Raw genomic sequence first — 15535 nt, forward strand, 5'->3', positions numbered from 1 at the left:
TCCATTTCAATTATGCCAAAAGACAACAGCATCAAGTCCGTACTCATCATAGGTAGCGGACCTATCATTATTGGTCAAGCCTGTGAGTTTGATTATTCCGGGTCTCAAGCCTCTCGCTCGTTAAGAGAAGAAGGCATTGAAGTCACCTTGATCAATTCGAATCCGGCAACCATTATGACCGATCCGGTGACGGCTGATAACGTTTACCTGAAGCCACTCACCAAAAAATCGATCGTTGAAATTCTAAAAGCACATAAGATCGATGCTGTGCTGCCAACAATGGGTGGTCAAACGGCGCTCAACCTTGCCATCGACTGCGACAAAGCCGGAATATGGGAAAAATTCGGAGTCCGCATCATTGGGGTCGACATTGACGCCATTGAAACTACCGAAGACCGAGAAAAATTCAGGCAAAAAATGATCGAGATCGGGGTCAATGTCTGTAAAGGTGAAACTGCAACCTCGTTCTTAAAGGGAAAAGAAATCGCTCAAGAAATTGGCTTTCCGCTCGTCATCCGACCTTCGTATACGCTCGGTGGCTATGGTGGTGGATTTGTGAATTCACAGGATGAATTTGATGTCGCCTTAGAAAGAGGTCTTCAAGCTTCTCCGATTCACGAAGTATTGGTTGAACAAAGTATCCTTGGCTGGAAAGAATACGAGGTAGAACTGATTAGAGACAATATTGGCAATGTCATCATCATCTGTTCTATTGAAAATTTCGATCCCATGGGCGTGCATACTGGTGATTCGATCACCGTGGCTCCGGCAATGACCTTGCCCGATACTGTTTATCAGGCCATGCGCGACCTCTCTATCAAAATGATTCACGGTATTGGTCAATTTGCTGGCGGTTGTAATGTGCAGTTCGCAGTGAACCCTGACAATGATGAGATCATCGGAATCGAGATCAACCCTCGAGTTTCTCGTTCATCAGCTTTAGCCTCTAAAGCCACAGGGTACCCTATTGCAAAAATAGCTGCTAAGCTAGCCATCGGATACAATTTAGATGAGCTCAACAACCAGATCACCAAAACCACCTCTGCCTTCTTTGAACCGGCGTTGGATTATGTCATCGTAAAAGTACCACGCTGGAACTTCGATAAATTCAAAGGTTCTGATCGAAAGCTTGGTTTACAAATGAAGTCTGTGGGTGAAGCCATGGGCATTGGCCGAAACTTCCAGGAGGCGCTTCAAAAAGCCTGTCAATCATTGGAGATCAAAAGAAACGGGCTCGGTGCAGATGGTAAAGAATTGAAAGACCAAGCAGCGCTGTTGCATAGTTTGGAAAATCCAAGTTGGAACCGCTTGTTCCATATCTACGATGCCTTTAAACTGGGTATTGCATTCAATACGATCCAGAAGAAAACGAAGATCGACAAATGGTTCTTACAACAGATCGAAGAGTTGATCGAACTGGAAAACGAGATAGAACAATTCACGATCGACACCATCGAAGAGCCCTTGCTGAGAAAAGCAAAAGAAAAAGGTTATGCTGATCGTCAGATCGCACACTTGCTAGGATGTTTGGAAAGCAAGGTCTTTAATAAGCGCCACGATTTAGGCATTCAGCGCGTCTACAAAATGGTGGATACTTGTGCCGCTGAATTTGAAGCACAAACACCTTACTATTATTCTACATTCGATCAAGAAAACGAATCCGTTCGTTCAGATAAAAAGAAAGTCATCGTTCTGGGTTCAGGACCGAACCGCATTGGCCAAGGAATTGAATTTGATTACTGCTGCGTGCATGGTTTGTATGCGGCTAAAGAGTGTGGTTATGAGACCATCATGATCAACTGTAATCCGGAGACGGTCTCTACCGACTTTGACACAGCCGACAAGCTCTATTTCGAACCCGTCTTTTGGGAGCACATTTATGACATTATCCTTCACGAAGACCCGGTCGGTGTCATTGTTCAATTGGGTGGGCAAACAGCTTTGAAACTGGCTGAAAAACTCGATCGTTATGGCATCAAGATCATCGGTACAAGCTATGAGGCCCTCGATTTGGCAGAAGACAGAGGTAGGTTCTCGACACTTTTGGCTGAAAACGACATCCCTTATCCGAAATTCGGTGTGATCGAAGATGCGGAAGAGGCCATTGACCTTTCCAAAGAACTCGGGTTTCCGCTGCTCGTCCGTCCTTCCTACGTATTGGGTGGACAAAGCATGAAGATCGTCATCAATGAGCAGGAGCTGGAAGAACATGTGGTCAACATTTTGAAAGACATTCCTGGGAATAGGGTCTTACTTGATCACTTCTTAGAAAATGCCATCGAAGCGGAAGCCGATGCCATCTGTGATGGTGAGGATGTTTATATCATTGGTATCATGGAACATGTAGAACCGGCAGGAATTCACTCTGGAGACTCTTATGCGGTATTGCCTCCCTACAGCTTGGGCGATTTCGTTATCCGCCAGATCGAGGCACATACCAAGAAAATTGCCTTGGCATTGAAAACGGTGGGGCTCATCAACATACAGTTTGCGATTAAAGATGACAAAGTTTATATCATCGAAGCGAACCCAAGAGCCTCTCGTACCGTTCCATTTATAGGTAAGGCCTATCAGGAACCTTATGTGAACTACGCGACCAAGGTCATGTTGGGAGAAAAGAAATTAAAAGATTTCGATTTCAAACCTGTGAAAAAAGGGTACGCGATCAAAGAACCAGTGTTTTCGTTCCACAAGTTCCCGAATGTAAATAAGGAATTAGGGCCAGAGATGAAGTCCACAGGAGAGGCGATCTACTATATCGACGACCTGATGGACGATTACTTCCTCGATATTTACTCAAAGAGGAACCTGTACTTAAGTAGATAAATTGCATGTTATTAAAAGTAGCACTTTTCATATTTGTTGGCATCTGGATTCTTAGAGGAGCCGCACGGTTCTTCTTAGGGAATTTGGTCAAGCAGGCACAACGGCAGCAACAAGAGTTTCAACAACAACGAAACACGAGCTACCGCCAGCCCACTGATGGGAATGTGAACGTACGTGTGTCTCCTCAGCACAAGAACAAGAAGTCTTCTGAAAACTTCAAAGGAGGTGACTACGTAGATTATGAGGAAGTAGATTGATCAATATCAGAACAATAAAGTTTAAGCCATCCCGAATGTTCGAGATGGCTTTTTTTAGCTAAAAAAAAGCCATCGTAAATTGTTTTTGTGAATTTTTTTTAAATTGATATGAATAATACAATATTTTAAATAACATACACATGAAACATCACACAAAACTTATCTGCATAAGTCTATTATTAGTTTTAATAGCATCTTGCAATGATCAAAATGAAGCTCTAAGCCCTAAGTATTTGTCAGTAGAAGGAACTCACATTGACATTATTGAGTCTGGGTATTTCAAAAATTATTTAACTACAACACATCAATTACTCAGTTTGAGAAGAATAAATGGAATCAAAGTGGCTAAAACCGATTATGATCATTTTAGAAACAAGGAGGAAGTCATTCAAGTCTTAAAGAATTATTTCATGAATGCAGAAGAAGCATTTTTATTGCTTCAACAAAACGAATATTACCTTACACAACTTCAGCTAGAATTGCCATGGCTAAATACCCTTGATCCTATAAAGAAATATGAAGTCTTCTCAACAGCTGTTCAGGCGATTAGTGAAGAATCCATAAATTATTCCGAGAATACAGATGGATATTGCGAAGAGGCAAGAAAAAGGGCATTTAGCGATTGTGATCAAGATGCATTGGTTGGTCTTGTACTATGTTTACCAACTCTACGTACTGGTTGGGGTTACTTTCTTTGCGGTGCTACCGTAGCGGCCGATGGCTTGATTTGTATTGATAGAGCAGAAAGCGAATACGAAAAATGTATTGAAGCGAGAAAAACGAAAAAATAAATTTTGAAATTAATGAAAACGTATTGGTTACTTCTCATGATCGCCTTAGTAGTGTACTTTGTTGGATCAGTTTTTCCGTTCGCCTCACAAATTAGCGATACGACGATCAACATTATCGTACTAGTACTTTTAGGGTTGTGCCTTTTCATCTTGATTATGACAAAATACGGGAAAAAGAAAAATTCGAATATCAACATTCAAATTGGGCTGCACTTTATAGCTACAGTGCTTTTTGCTTTACTTTCCCTATTTTGAAAGAAAAAAATTGTCAGAAAAAAAGCCCTCTTCGCGGATGGCTTTTTTTATGGCCCCTGGATAATTCATGGCTTCAATTTGAGTGAAACCATGAATTACATCTCAAACACCATGGCATTAATGTGCATGCCTGCGCCAACTGAAGCAAAAATCACCTTATCTCCTTTGTTTAATTCATGTCCGGTCAATTCTCCTTTTGTGATCAGGTCCAGCATGGTAGGGATGGTCGCAACGGAACTATTCCCAAGCTTTTCGATGGTCATCGGCATCAGCTCTAAGGGATCTTTATCGACGCCATAGATCTTGAATAACTTCAACAGAATGGCTTCGTCCATCTTTGCATTCGCTTGGTGAATCAACACTTTCTTGATGTCTGACAAGTCAAGGTTGGCTTTATCAATTGCACACTTGATGGCCGCAGCCACTTCAGTCAATGCATACTCATAGATCTTACGCCCTTTCATTTTGATGAATCTTCCCTTTGACTTCTCCAGATTCGGATTAAAAGAGGGGCCCATCTCCAAATAAGAGAGTTCTTGATCGGCATCTGTGCGAGAACACTGTGAGAGATACCCGTTCTCAGAATCAGAAGCCCTAAAAATAGTCGCACCGGCACCATCTGAGAAGATCATTGCATCGCGATCGTATTTGTCGACAATGTTCGAAAGCGTTTCGGCACCGATCACCATCACCGCCTTGGCATCACCACAGCGGATCATCTGTGTGGCCTGAATGGCGCCTTGCAACCAGCCCGGACAACCAAAAATGATGTCATAACAGGTTGCATTTGGGTTTTTGATGCCTAATTTATGCTTAACACGGGCGGCCAAGCTCGGCATCATGTCGATGCGGTTGTCCTCCCAATTGATGTTGCCGAAATTATGCGCAACGATGATGTAATCTAAGTCTTCTCCGCTTAAACTACTGTTCTTTAAGGCATCAGCTGCCGCCAAAGCGGCCAGATCTGAACAAGATTGCCCCGGCTCAGCATACCGCCTTTCCTTTATGCCCGTGATCTTTTCAAACTTTCTGATGATGACTGCATTCTCATCAGGAAACCGCTCCCCGTTTTCCTGATAAAACTCAGCATCCATGAAATCTTCATTCTTTACAACTCGTGGCGGCACATAGCTGCCAATTCCGTCAAAAACTACTCCAGTCATTTTTCTTATTCTTTATAGGAAACTGCGTCCCAGCAAGCCTCAGCAGCTTGCTCAATTTTTTCCTCTGTAAGGGTTTGGTTACTGTCAATATGAAGTTTTGAAAGAGAAACAATAGGTCCATACAAAAGCGCAATAATGGTAAAGAGAGGCAAGTCTCTCATCGCCTTGGCTCGCTTGGATTCAATGAAGAACTGCATGATAGGAGCAAGAATAAGGTAGGTTTCTTCTCTTGTTGTGTACTTCATGAATGGCGCGTAACGATACTGCTCAACAAAATGAAACTCCATCGGATGACTGATACAGTAATTGATCAGGTTCTTCCAGAGATGCTTAAATCGCTCTTTGAATGTCCCTTCTTCTCGGTAGTCCTTGAGCATCGCACGAATTACTCGCCGTTTGATTTCTGTAAAAAGCTCATTGATCAATTCTTCCTTGTTTTGGAAGTAGCGATAGATCGTTCCAGCTCCTACCCCAGCACGTTCTGCAATCAAAGAGATGGGCGTGCCATGAAAGCCATGCTCGCTCAATAAGTGCAAGGTAGCCTCCAGTATCACTGTTTTTTTGTCTTGTTTGGTATCGACCATTTGATTCTTCAAAACGGAATGAACGTTCATTCCGCATTAAAGTAACGCAGTGATCCGTTCTCTTTCAAGTCATTTTTAAAATAAGTTCAACACCTTATACCGAAGGATGAAAATCATTCGTGTTGGCAGTGGAAAAGATTTGACCTATTTTTGTTCTCTACTGATTTGAAAAGCGAGACATGAGTTGGTTTCAGAGAAAAGTAAAAGGCATTACCACACCCACCGATCAAAAGAAGGATGCTCCTGATGGCTTGTGGTACAAAACGCCTAATGGTTCAATCGTTCATACGCGAGAATTAAAAAACAACGCCTATGTAAGCCCTGAAGATGGCTTTCATGTGCGCATTGGATCAAAAGAGTATTTCGAGATCTTGTTTGACAATAATAAATTCACAGAGCTCGACGCCAACATGACTTCTGCCGACCCACTCAACTTTGTGGACTCTAAACCTTATCCTAAACGCATCATAGCCACTACAGAAAAAACCAAACTGAAGGATGCCGTAAGATCAGCGTATGGCAAAATGAACGGCGTGGACATCGTTATTGCTTGTATGGATTTCGCCTTCATTGGTGGCTCTATGGGATCAGTGGTCGGCGAAAAAATTGGTAGAGCCATCGACCATGCACGTAAAACCAAAACGCCTTTCTTGATGATTTCGAAATCAGGAGGAGCGCGCATGATGGAGGCGGGCTATTCGTTGATGCAGCTTGGAAAAGCCTCAGCGAAATTAGCCTTGCTTGGCCAGGAAGGCATTCCTTACATTTCTTTACTCACCGACCCAACTACAGGTGGTGTGACCGCCTCATATGCCATGCTTGGTGATTTCAACATTGCCGAACCCGGTGCATTGATCGGTTTTGCAGGACCTCGCGTCATTAGAGATACAGTGGGCAAAGACCTTCCCAAAGGCTTCCAAAGTTCGGAATTCGTCTTGGACCATGGGTTCTTGGATTTTATCGTTGACAGAAGAAACCTAAAGCATAAGCTCAGCACCTTGTTGAAGATGCTTGAATAATTGAAATTAGCTCCCAAGAAAAGGAAGAATTCTCAAATGCAAGTCACATGAGAATTCTTCTGAATTTGTTATTAATCCTTATTTAAAACCCTAGTCTTATAGAGAAACACTGCTGATCCAATAAGGCAAGGAATCAAAATTATGCTTGAAACGACAATTATGTTTACTTGAAGTGGGTCTGTTGCAGATTTGAAATAGAAAACATTCAGCAGATTCACCACACAAATGTAACTCAAGATAATTATACTAAGGGCAACCAAAGCCCTGAACCATTTTTTACTAAACAAATTAAAAAATTTCATTTTGGTATAATTTTAGTCAAAACATCCACCGTTAACTGCACCTATACCGGCACCTGCTAATCCCCCAAGAACTCCACCCACAGGACAGCCCATTATTGCTGCTTCCCTAGAAACCGGTAAAGTTGCCACTCCTCCTGAAATCTGAAAAGCTAACCCTCCAACACCTACACAACCACTAACCGTTCCCGTCTGTGCCTGAAACAACCCCTACAGCACATTTAGCCCACTTTTTTAGTTTAGACCAACCCCATTCTTCAATTTCAGATTTCTGGTAGTATATACCAGAATGACTAGATCCCTGGTGATTTGAAAATTCAAGTAAGTCAGCGTTTTGAATAATGAACCGCGTATAAATCAATTCTAAATGAGTTGTAAGAATTAATACACTTAATTCCTCTGAATTCAATCCTTCCTTAGTTCGGTCAACATAATGATAAATTAATTGCTCCATCTCAGCATAAGAATTTGCTGATACTATGATATCTTCTAAATCAAGCTCAGTTCGTTCGATAAACTGACTTAATTCTGGGGTCAATTCTGAATTTGAAGTACTACTTGAGATCAACAAATTATTATCCCCTATATCAATTGTCTCCGTCAGAAACTCATCAAAGGATTGCATGATAGCTTCTAGATCGTTTAAATACATACCTTTAGATCTTAAATCATTTGCAGCGAAGTCTAATCCTTCCTCTACCAGTTGAAAAAAATCATATTGTTCCTGAACTAAAGGCAGTTCATCTGGCTCTTGACAACTCCAAATTCCTAGAACTAGAATTACCGGTAATATGTGTGTTTTCATATTTGATTTTAATACTATTATAAATATTAATCAATGATTTTTTATAATTTTTTAAGTATATATATTGATAGTCTTATGCAGCTCAGAGAAGAGTTTTTATCACAAGAACTATAACTTATCAAATATTAGTCTTGAATTGTATTTATTCAGCCTTTGATGTTCCTGACAACTCTAACGTAAAAAATATTAACAACTTCAATTTGAATCATCGATTCAACCCGCTACGTTTGTAGCATCAAGTCATTCTTATTCCTTCTTCGGAATTTGAAGCGATTTATAAAGAAGCGTGGAGAGACAGGCTCTTTGAAGCGCTAGCAACCCATCCCGATCCATCGGGAAACGGTGCTAAATCCTGATCCCTAATGGGTGTCGAGTGGCATTCGGGAGAATATAAATTGATTATCATGAGAATCATTTTACACATTTCGTCAGATCATTTTTCAGCTAGCTGTTGCTAAGCCGTTGATCCTTTGTTGCTAAACAACTTGAGAAGTTGTCCAAGCACACCCTTTTTCTTTTTTTCATCAAACGATCTTAACATGCTTAGAACGAATGCATTCGTTGCTGATGCCCACTTTCAGGCAACAGGCGACAGATTAACGTATTACTTCCATAACCAACCCTTTGAATTAGAGTCTGGTGGCTGCCTACCGGAAATTCGGATTGGCTACCAAACCTTTGGTGAATTAAATGCCACCAGAGACAATGTGGTCTGGGTATTTCATGCCCTCACAGCCAATAGTAACCCTTTGGAATGGTGGCCAGGACTCATCGGAAACCATGACCTCATCAATCCCTCGGAACACTTTATCGTTTGTGCCAACATCATTGGTTCATGCTATGGGTCAACCGGACCACTTGATTTTAATCCGGAGACGGGAGAACGCTACCTGAATGACTTTCCATTATTGACCATTCGCGACATGGTCAAGACCCATCAGCTGTTGCAGTCGCATTTACAAATTGAGAGCATTTACCTCGGCATCGGCGGCTCCATGGGCGGACAACAGCTGATGGAATGGGCGATCGCTGAACCCCAACTCTTTCAGCGGCTGGCAATTGTGGCCTGTGGAGCAAAAAGCTCAAGTTGGGGCATAGGCATTCGAGCCGCGCAACGGATGGCGATTGAAGCCGACCCTTCCTTTTACTCTTCCTCCCCTAAGGGCGGCTGGAAAGGATTAGAGGCGGCACGCGCCATGGCGATGGTGACCTATCGATCGAAAACCTGCTTTGATGCTTCTCAAGTCGATGAGCCTAACCGCTTAGATCAATACAAAGCGGAAAGCTACCAACGCTACCAAGGAGAAAAATTAAACAAACGCTTTGATGCACGAACCTATTACACGCTCAATAAGGCCATGGACACCCACGATGTTGGGCGCAACCGAGGCGGCATTGAACAAGCACTTCGGCGCATTCAGGCAAACACCTTGGTTTTAGCGATTGAAAGCGATCTGCTTTTTAACAAGGAAGAAGTACACGCTTTAGCCGAGATGATCTCCAATGCCAACTATCAACTCATCCCCTCTGACTATGGCCACGATGGTTTTTTAATTGAAACCACCACCATTAGCCATCATTTACAACAATTTCTAACACAAGAAACGATATGAAATCACTCACTATAGGACTTTTCGGTTTTGGCTGTGTCGGTCAAGGCCTATATGAAACCATTACCAATTCAACCAATTTCTCAGGAGAGATCAAACAAATCTGCATCAAGCACCCTGAGAAAAATCGGAGCTTACCCCAACATCTGTTCACCACAGACCCGAGCGACTTGATCAAAGACCCAGAAATTGACATCATTGTCGAATTGATCGATGATGCTACCGTAGCGAAAGAGCTTGTCATTCAAGCATTGCGAAACGGAAAATCTGTCGTTTCGGCTAACAAAAAAATGATCGCCAATCATCTTGAAGAGCTCGTCAAGGTGCAAGAGGAGACCGGAAAGGCCCTTTTATATGAGGGCGCCGCATGCGGGAGTATTCCCATCATTCGCACCCTGGAAGAGTACTTTGGTCATGAACCCCTAAATGCCCTCCAGGGTATTGTGAACGGTTCGACCAATTACATTCTCACGCAAGTCTTCACGCAGCACCTACCCTATGGTCTTGCTTTGGAAAAAGCACAAGCCTTGGGATTTGCAGAATCTGATCCTCGACTTGATGTACAGGGTGAAGACGCAAAATACAAACTGGTGATTTTACTGGCCCATGCCTTTGGCCTCTTTGTTCATCCTGAGGACATTTTAACGCTAGGCATCGACCGAATCTCAGCCTATGACCTCGACTATGCACGGGCCAATGATTTGGAAATCAAATTATTTGCCACAGCCAGAAAAGTAGGCAACAAAGTCTTTGCGTTCGTTTTGCCTCAATTTGTTCATCAATCGCACAGTCTCCTTAACGTCAGAGACGAATTCAATGCCCTTAGCTTAATCGGTGAGTTTTGTGATGAACAGCGCTTTATCGGTAAAGGAGCAGGTAGTTTGCCAACCGGAGCTGCCGTCTTATCCGACGTGTCGGCCTTGAGTTATGATTATCAGTACGAATACAAAAAAAGACGCAGTCTGCCAGTCGAACAATTCTCAAACGAATCCTTGGTCGAAGCCTATGTCCGTTTCAATAATCCAAAAGCGATCGATCTTCATCTATTTGAAAGCATATCGGAAAGACGTTTTAGCTTTGAACAAAGCCATGTGATCGGCGAACTTTGCCTTGAAAAAATCGTAGAAGGAAATTGGCAAAACAATGCCGATGTGAATATCGTTTTGACGCCAAAAGAACCTCGGGAAACGCTCGGGAGATTAAGTGTTGGTTTACTTCAGGAGGATGTAATAGCGCTCCAAAAAGGCAAGAATGTACTCGAGAAAATCAGCGTTTAAGCTTATTGACATTCAACCGACCTTTTTTTGTCGTTCTCTTACTGATTTAAGCTTTTAGTAAATATATTTGTAGCCCTAAGAAAAGGCCTGATTTTCAGGTCAGTTTGTCTGAAAAAAAAGATTATTGATGTCATCTGTAATTATTACTTCAGTTGTTGCCTTCGCAGTAGTCATATTGTTGCTAGTGCTCATTCTTCTTTATGCACAATCAAAGCTTGTGCAATCTGGCGATGTAAAGATCATTGTGAACGGAGATGAAGACAACCCAATCGTAACCTCAGCAGGTTCAACCTTGTTGAATACGCTATCCTCCCAAAAGATTTTCTTGCCATCGGCTTGCGGTGGTGGAGGTACTTGTGCCATGTGCAAATGTACCATCAACGAAGGCGGTGGCGATGTACTACCGACAGAAGTTGGTCACTTGAGCCGCTCTGAGCAAAAAGAAGGCGTTCGTCTTTCCTGCCAGGTAAAAGTGAAAAATGACATGCGCATTAATATTCCGGAAGAGATCTTTGGTATCAAAAAATGGGAGTGCGAAGTGGTTTCTAACTACAATGTGGCATCGTTCATTAAAGAATTTGTTGTGCGTTTGCCTGAAGGCGAATCGCTTGACTTCGAAGCAGGAGGCTACATTCAAGTGGATGTGCCACCAGTAGTGTGCGATTTCAAAGACATGGACATCGAGCCTCATCCTGAGGATCCTGCCGGTCCAGACAAATTCAAAGAAGATTGGGATAAATTCAACTTGTGGGACCTCAAGATGGTCAATGATGAGGAGATCTTTAGAGCATACTCTATGGCCAACCACCCTGCAGAAGGTAATATCATCATGTTGAACATCCGTATTGCGACTCCACCATGGGATAGAGCCAATAACAAGTGGATGGACGTGAATCCTGGTATCTGTTCCTCTTATGTCTTTACAAGAAAACCAGGTGATAAAGTAACCATATCAGGACCTTACGGCGAATTCTTCATCAAGCCAACAGAGGCAGAAATGCTTTACATTGGGGGTGGTGCAGGAATGGCACCGATGAGATCACACTTGTTCCACCTGTTCCACACCTTGAAAACAGGTAGAAAAGTATCTTATTGGTATGGTGGTCGTTCGAAAAGAGAACTCTTCTACTTGGAGGATTTCCGTAAGATCGAAAAAGAATTCCCGAACTTTAGCTTCCATCTAGTGCTTTCTGAGCCATTGCCAGAAGATAACTGGAAAGAGAAGAAAGACATCAATGATAAAGATGGAGATGGCTTCTTAGGTTTTGTGCACCAAGCGGTGATCGACCAATACCTAAGCAAACATGACGCTCCGGAAGACATCGAATTTTATTTCTGTGGCCCTCCAATGATGAACGCAGCTGTTTTGAAGATGTGTGAAGATTGGGGTGTGCCGGATGAGAACGTATCCTTTGATGACTTTGGAGGATAAAAGGCTAAAGACCTAAAAAGTTAAAAGACCCTGTTTTCGAACTATCGGAAGCAGGGTTTTTTATTTTCAACTTCACAGAGTTGGGACTGTGAACTGAATGAAACGAGTAGCCTGCAGTTCAAACAAGCTAGTTCTCGTCAAGCCACAAGGTCTTGCCAATTCAAGCATTCAATCTATCTTTAGCATATGAATCTCAAACTTTTCTTCCAAGCACCAGCAGAGATTGAAGGGCTTCCGCAATCTGCCTTAGGCAAAAGCATTAAATCCCTTACCGACGACAGCCTGGAGATCGAAAAAATGGACCTTGCCATCGTTGGGTTAACTGAAGAAAGAGGAACACAAATTAACCTCGGCGTTGCCAAAGCGGCGCAGAAGATCAGAGAAAAACTCTATCGATTGAAAAAAAGTCATGTGCAACTCAAGTTGGCAGACCTGGGGAATCTTCAAAATGGTGAAGCTTATGATGACACCGTTGCTCGATTGACAGAGGTTTGTGAATACCTACGTGCACATAAAGTGGTGCCACTCATTATTGGAGGAACCCACGACCTTTGCCTTGGTCAGTACCTGGCATACCAACAAGCCGAGGAACTCATTTCAGTGCTAACCGTTGACGCACGAATGGATGTTGAGATACAGGGAGATCATAATGAGACCTTCTTATCAAAGCTCATCACGCACAAGCCGAATTTTCTGTTTAGCTATAACCACCTGGCGCATCAACAATACTTGGTTGAGGCCGATGCTCTCTCGGCCATTCAAAAACTTTACTTTGAAGCATTGCGGTTGGGCGAACTCCGCGACAACATACAACTCGCAGAACCGATCATTCGAATGGCCAATATGTTAACCTTTGATGTCTCGGCCATTAAAAGCGCAGATGCTCCTGGAAATGCCAAGGCAGAACCATTCGGTTTAACGGGTGAGGAAGCATGTCAGCTCATGTGGTACGCGGGGATGAATGAAAAAATGAGCAGCATCAGTCTTTCAGAGTACAACCCGAGTCTCGACGATCAACATGAAAAGACTGCCACCATTCTAGCGACAATGATCTGGTACTTCATCGAAGGCTATTATCACCGCAAAGACACCGGACAGTTCAACTCATCAAATTACACTAAGTACACGGTTAGCTTTGAGGGAAGTGACGATACCATGACCTTCTACAAAAGCAATCGGTCAGAAAAATGGTGGATGCTGGTGAATTACGGTGAGGGCATGCTCGACAGGGCGTACATTCCTTGCAGCTATGAAGATTACACTGCTGCCACTCATGGCGATTTTCCGGAACGCTGGATCAAAGCACAGGGTAAACTGATATAAGCCCGAGGCATTCTGGACTTGTTTCCTTATCTATTGGTATAAGAATCCTACACTGAGGCCTGCATAGAACCTTATAAAAACGAGAAAGCCCCACCACCGTTAGTGATAAGGGCTTTACTACTGGGTCATTAATAAATGAGATTTGTCATCTTATCGATTAACATAATGAATACCCTTTTCTGGCACCGTACCCTACTTCACAGCCGACTCCTTCAACAGACTCACTTGGCCCATCGCATTCTTTTCGTAACGAGCAACCATGCCATCCGCATAGGCTGGTTCAAAAGGAGGATCTGTTAATAAAAGAGATGAAGGAAGGTCAGCTCCCTGATGAAAAAAATACACCTCTGTGTTACCAAGCTTTGTATAGGGCATCAAATCCCCGTAACGTTTTAGCTCCGACCAAAGGGTGTCATCGACAGTGACCAAGTACCTCCTCCTTACAGGCCCTGTGTTGTTTTCATTGCGAACAGCGTGCATTTCCGTAAATCGAACCTGTAGATCATTCAAACCGGGTTCCTTGAGCGGAGACCAAAGCATCAGCGCGATCAACAGAACAACGATGAGTCCTCCGAGAGTTCTTTTTCTCATATCAAGCCCCTCGATTTAAGCTCCAAGTATTTGTTGATCGTATTGACCGTAAGGTCTTGCGGCTTGGTCAACACGGTTTGAATACCATGTGCTTTTAGCTCTTTGACAATTAGTTTCTTTTCGTACACCAATTGCTCTGCTATGCCTTTGGTATAGACTTGCTCTAGGTCATGAGCTGCCGAATGAATCAGCTCATCCACCTCCGTATTTTCGAAGAAAATGCATACCAGCAAGTGCTGCTTAGCGATCTTTTGTAACGAAGCCAATTGCCGCTGCATGGAAGATAAGGACTCAAAATTTGTATACAACAACACCAATGATCGTTGATTTACTTTTCGCCGAAGCGTGGCGTAAAGCCTGCCAAAGTCAGTTTCCTTGTATGCTGTCTTTTGTTTGTACAGATGCTCCAAGATCAAGTTGAGCTGGATGTTTCTGGAAGAAGAAGGCAAAAAGGAATTCACTTTTTGCTGAAAGGTGACCACCCCTGCCTTATCGCCTTTTTTGAGTGCGATGTTGCTTATGGCCAATGAAGCATTAATGGCATAGTCCAATAAACTGAGGCCCTCAAATGGCTGTTGCATCATACGTCCTTTATCAACCGCGCTATAGACATGTTGAGACCTCTCCTCCTGGTACTGATTGACCATTAACTGATTCTTGCGTGCTGTCGCTTTCCAGTTGACTTTGCGATAATCATCTCCACTTACATAGTTCTTGATCTGTTCGAACTCCATGTTGTTGCCAATGCGCCGGATCTTCTTCACACCAAATTCTTTGAGTTGATTGGAGATTGCCAACAGCTCGTATTTACGCATTTGTACATAGGAAGGATAAACAGCGACTTCCTGCTGAGTTCCTTCTCGGTATCGCCTTTGAACCAACCCGAGTTTGGTCCTCACCATGATATTGATCAAACCGAAATCGTAAGCGCCGCGCTTAACAGGGCGTAACGTATAATTCAAGCTTACTGGTGTAAAAGGCAGCAAGCTGACTTCAAAAGATTGGTCTCTCAGTTGAAATTGAGCAGGCATCTCGTCAATGATCTTTGCCCAAACCCGAAAAGCATATCGGCTCTCCACCAAAAGCTGAACAGGGTTTTCATCTCCATTAGAAAATTTATCAGCCATTGAACGCTCCGCACTGATCGATTTACGGGTCGCGTACATAATGATGGAATCCCCAATTAAGGCGACAACAAAAAGGTAAGTAACCAACTCTGCCGGATAAAAAAGCCATGGCAGCCCATAGGACAATAGAAAAAGCCCTATCAGCACACCAAGAGTCGCATAACAGCGCTCAGTTA

At 43.0% G+C, this 15535-nt stretch carries 13 protein-coding genes and 1 riboswitch; of the genes, 8 read left to right on the forward strand and 5 right to left on the reverse strand.

Annotated features, from left to right (window positions below):
- Window positions 1–12 precede the first annotated feature (12 nt).
- The 3 genes from carB to AC2D6U_RS10020 all read left to right on the forward strand — a co-directional run bounded on the left by carB (window position 13) and on the right by AC2D6U_RS10020 (window position 3874).
- The gene (gene carB, locus AC2D6U_RS10010) at window positions 13–2826 is read left to right on the forward strand and encodes a carbamoyl-phosphate synthase large subunit (RefSeq protein WP_484720842.1); all 2814 of its coding nucleotides are present in this window, start codon (window positions 13–15) and stop codon (window positions 2824–2826) included.
- 5 nt (window positions 2827–2831) lie between these two features.
- Entirely contained in the window at window positions 2832–3083 is a 252-nt protein-coding gene (locus AC2D6U_RS10015; RefSeq protein ID WP_484720843.1) for a DUF4834 family protein, read from the forward strand.
- Between the two features lie 140 nt (window positions 3084–3223).
- On the forward strand, window positions 3224–3874 hold the full coding sequence (locus AC2D6U_RS10020) for a hypothetical protein (protein ID WP_484720844.1): 651 nt from the start codon (window positions 3224–3226) through the stop codon (window positions 3872–3874).
- Window positions 3875–4224: 350 nt separating this feature from the next.
- On the opposite strand, the gene AC2D6U_RS10025 is transcribed toward AC2D6U_RS10020, so the two are convergent.
- Window positions 4225–5292 (reverse strand): 3-oxoacyl-ACP synthase III family protein, encoded by a 1068-nt coding sequence (locus AC2D6U_RS10025; protein ID WP_484720845.1) that lies wholly within the window; start codon window positions 5290–5292, stop codon window positions 4225–4227.
- Window positions 5293–5297: 5 nt separating this feature from the next.
- Window positions 5298–5906, reverse strand: coding sequence for a TetR/AcrR family transcriptional regulator (locus AC2D6U_RS10030; protein ID WP_484720846.1), 609 nt, complete (start codon window positions 5904–5906; stop codon window positions 5298–5300).
- A gap of 149 nt (window positions 5907–6055) precedes the next feature.
- Here AC2D6U_RS10030 and accD point away from each other — a divergent pair, with 149 nt between their 5' ends.
- Window positions 6056–6895 (forward strand): acetyl-CoA carboxylase, carboxyltransferase subunit beta, encoded by an 840-nt coding sequence (accD, locus tag AC2D6U_RS10035; protein ID WP_484720847.1) that lies wholly within the window; start codon window positions 6056–6058, stop codon window positions 6893–6895.
- 477 nt (window positions 6896–7372) lie between these two features.
- Here the strand turns inward: accD and AC2D6U_RS10040 are convergent, their stop codons facing one another.
- Window positions 7373–7999: a hypothetical protein gene (locus AC2D6U_RS10040; RefSeq protein ID WP_484720848.1), complete on the reverse strand. Its 627-nt coding sequence runs from the start codon at window positions 7997–7999 to the stop codon at window positions 7373–7375.
- Window positions 8000–8270: 271 nt separating this feature from the next.
- A riboswitch (SAM riboswitch) is annotated at window positions 8271–8396 on the forward strand.
- A gap of 142 nt (window positions 8397–8538) precedes the next feature.
- Between AC2D6U_RS10040 and AC2D6U_RS10045 the strand changes: the two genes are divergently transcribed.
- The 4 genes from AC2D6U_RS10045 (at window position 8539) to AC2D6U_RS10060 (ending at window position 13641) form a co-directional block, all read left to right on the forward strand.
- A complete protein-coding gene (locus tag AC2D6U_RS10045) occupies window positions 8539–9612 on the forward strand; it encodes a homoserine O-acetyltransferase family protein (protein ID WP_484720849.1) in 1074 nt (357 codons plus the stop codon).
- Window positions 9609–10886 (forward strand): homoserine dehydrogenase, encoded by a 1278-nt coding sequence (locus AC2D6U_RS10050; RefSeq protein WP_484720850.1) that lies wholly within the window; start codon window positions 9609–9611, stop codon window positions 10884–10886. Before AC2D6U_RS10045 ends, AC2D6U_RS10050 begins: the two co-directional genes overlap by 4 nt.
- Window positions 10887–11013: 127 nt before the next feature.
- Window positions 11014–12318, forward strand: coding sequence for an NADH:ubiquinone reductase (Na(+)-transporting) subunit F (nqrF, locus tag AC2D6U_RS10055; protein ID WP_484720851.1), 1305 nt, complete (start codon window positions 11014–11016; stop codon window positions 12316–12318).
- A gap of 186 nt (window positions 12319–12504) precedes the next feature.
- Window positions 12505–13641 (forward strand): formimidoylglutamase, encoded by a 1137-nt coding sequence (locus AC2D6U_RS10060; RefSeq protein WP_484720852.1) that lies wholly within the window; start codon window positions 12505–12507, stop codon window positions 13639–13641.
- 192 nt (window positions 13642–13833) lie between these two features.
- On the opposite strand, the gene AC2D6U_RS10065 is transcribed toward AC2D6U_RS10060, so the two are convergent.
- Both AC2D6U_RS10065 and AC2D6U_RS10070 read right to left on the reverse strand, forming a co-directional pair.
- Window positions 13834–14232 carry a hypothetical protein gene (locus tag AC2D6U_RS10065; protein ID WP_484720853.1) on the reverse strand — a complete coding sequence of 133 codons (399 nt, stop codon included), beginning with the start codon at window positions 14230–14232 and terminating at the stop codon, window positions 13834–13836.
- Window positions 14229–15485 (reverse strand): DUF58 domain-containing protein, encoded by a 1257-nt coding sequence (locus tag AC2D6U_RS10070; RefSeq protein WP_484720854.1) that lies wholly within the window; start codon window positions 15483–15485, stop codon window positions 14229–14231. The genes AC2D6U_RS10065 and AC2D6U_RS10070 overlap by 4 nt, the downstream gene beginning before the upstream one ends.
- Window positions 15486–15535: the final 50 nt, after the last annotated feature.

Source organism: Roseivirga sp. YIW32 (assembly GCF_057219245.1).

Excerpts from the sequence above, each read along its gene's own strand:
- carB (WP_484720842.1), top strand. The coding sequence starts at position 13 with ATGCCAAAAGACAACAGCATCAAGTCCGTACTCATCATAGGTAGCGGA.
- AC2D6U_RS10015 (WP_484720843.1), top strand. The coding sequence starts at position 2,832 with ATGTTATTAAAAGTAGCACTTTTCATATTTGTTGGCATCTGGATTCTT.
- AC2D6U_RS10020 (WP_484720844.1), top strand. The coding sequence starts at position 3,224 with ATGAAACATCACACAAAACTTATCTGCATAAGTCTATTATTAGTTTTA.
- AC2D6U_RS10025 (WP_484720845.1), bottom strand. The coding sequence starts at position 5,292 with ATGACTGGAGTAGTTTTTGACGGAATTGGCAGCTATGTGCCGCCACGA.
- AC2D6U_RS10030 (WP_484720846.1), bottom strand. The coding sequence starts at position 5,906 with ATGAACGTTCATTCCGTTTTGAAGAATCAAATGGTCGATACCAAACAA.
- accD (WP_484720847.1), top strand. The coding sequence starts at position 6,056 with ATGAGTTGGTTTCAGAGAAAAGTAAAAGGCATTACCACACCCACCGAT.
- AC2D6U_RS10040 (WP_484720848.1), bottom strand. The coding sequence starts at position 7,999 with ATGAAAACACACATATTACCGGTAATTCTAGTTCTAGGAATTTGGAGT.
- AC2D6U_RS10045 (WP_484720849.1), top strand. The coding sequence starts at position 8,539 with ATGCTTAGAACGAATGCATTCGTTGCTGATGCCCACTTTCAGGCAACA.
- AC2D6U_RS10050 (WP_484720850.1), top strand. The coding sequence starts at position 9,609 with ATGAAATCACTCACTATAGGACTTTTCGGTTTTGGCTGTGTCGGTCAA.
- nqrF (WP_484720851.1), top strand. The coding sequence starts at position 11,014 with ATGTCATCTGTAATTATTACTTCAGTTGTTGCCTTCGCAGTAGTCATA.
- AC2D6U_RS10060 (WP_484720852.1), top strand. The coding sequence starts at position 12,505 with ATGAATCTCAAACTTTTCTTCCAAGCACCAGCAGAGATTGAAGGGCTT.
- AC2D6U_RS10065 (WP_484720853.1), bottom strand. The coding sequence starts at position 14,232 with ATGAGAAAAAGAACTCTCGGAGGACTCATCGTTGTTCTGTTGATCGCG.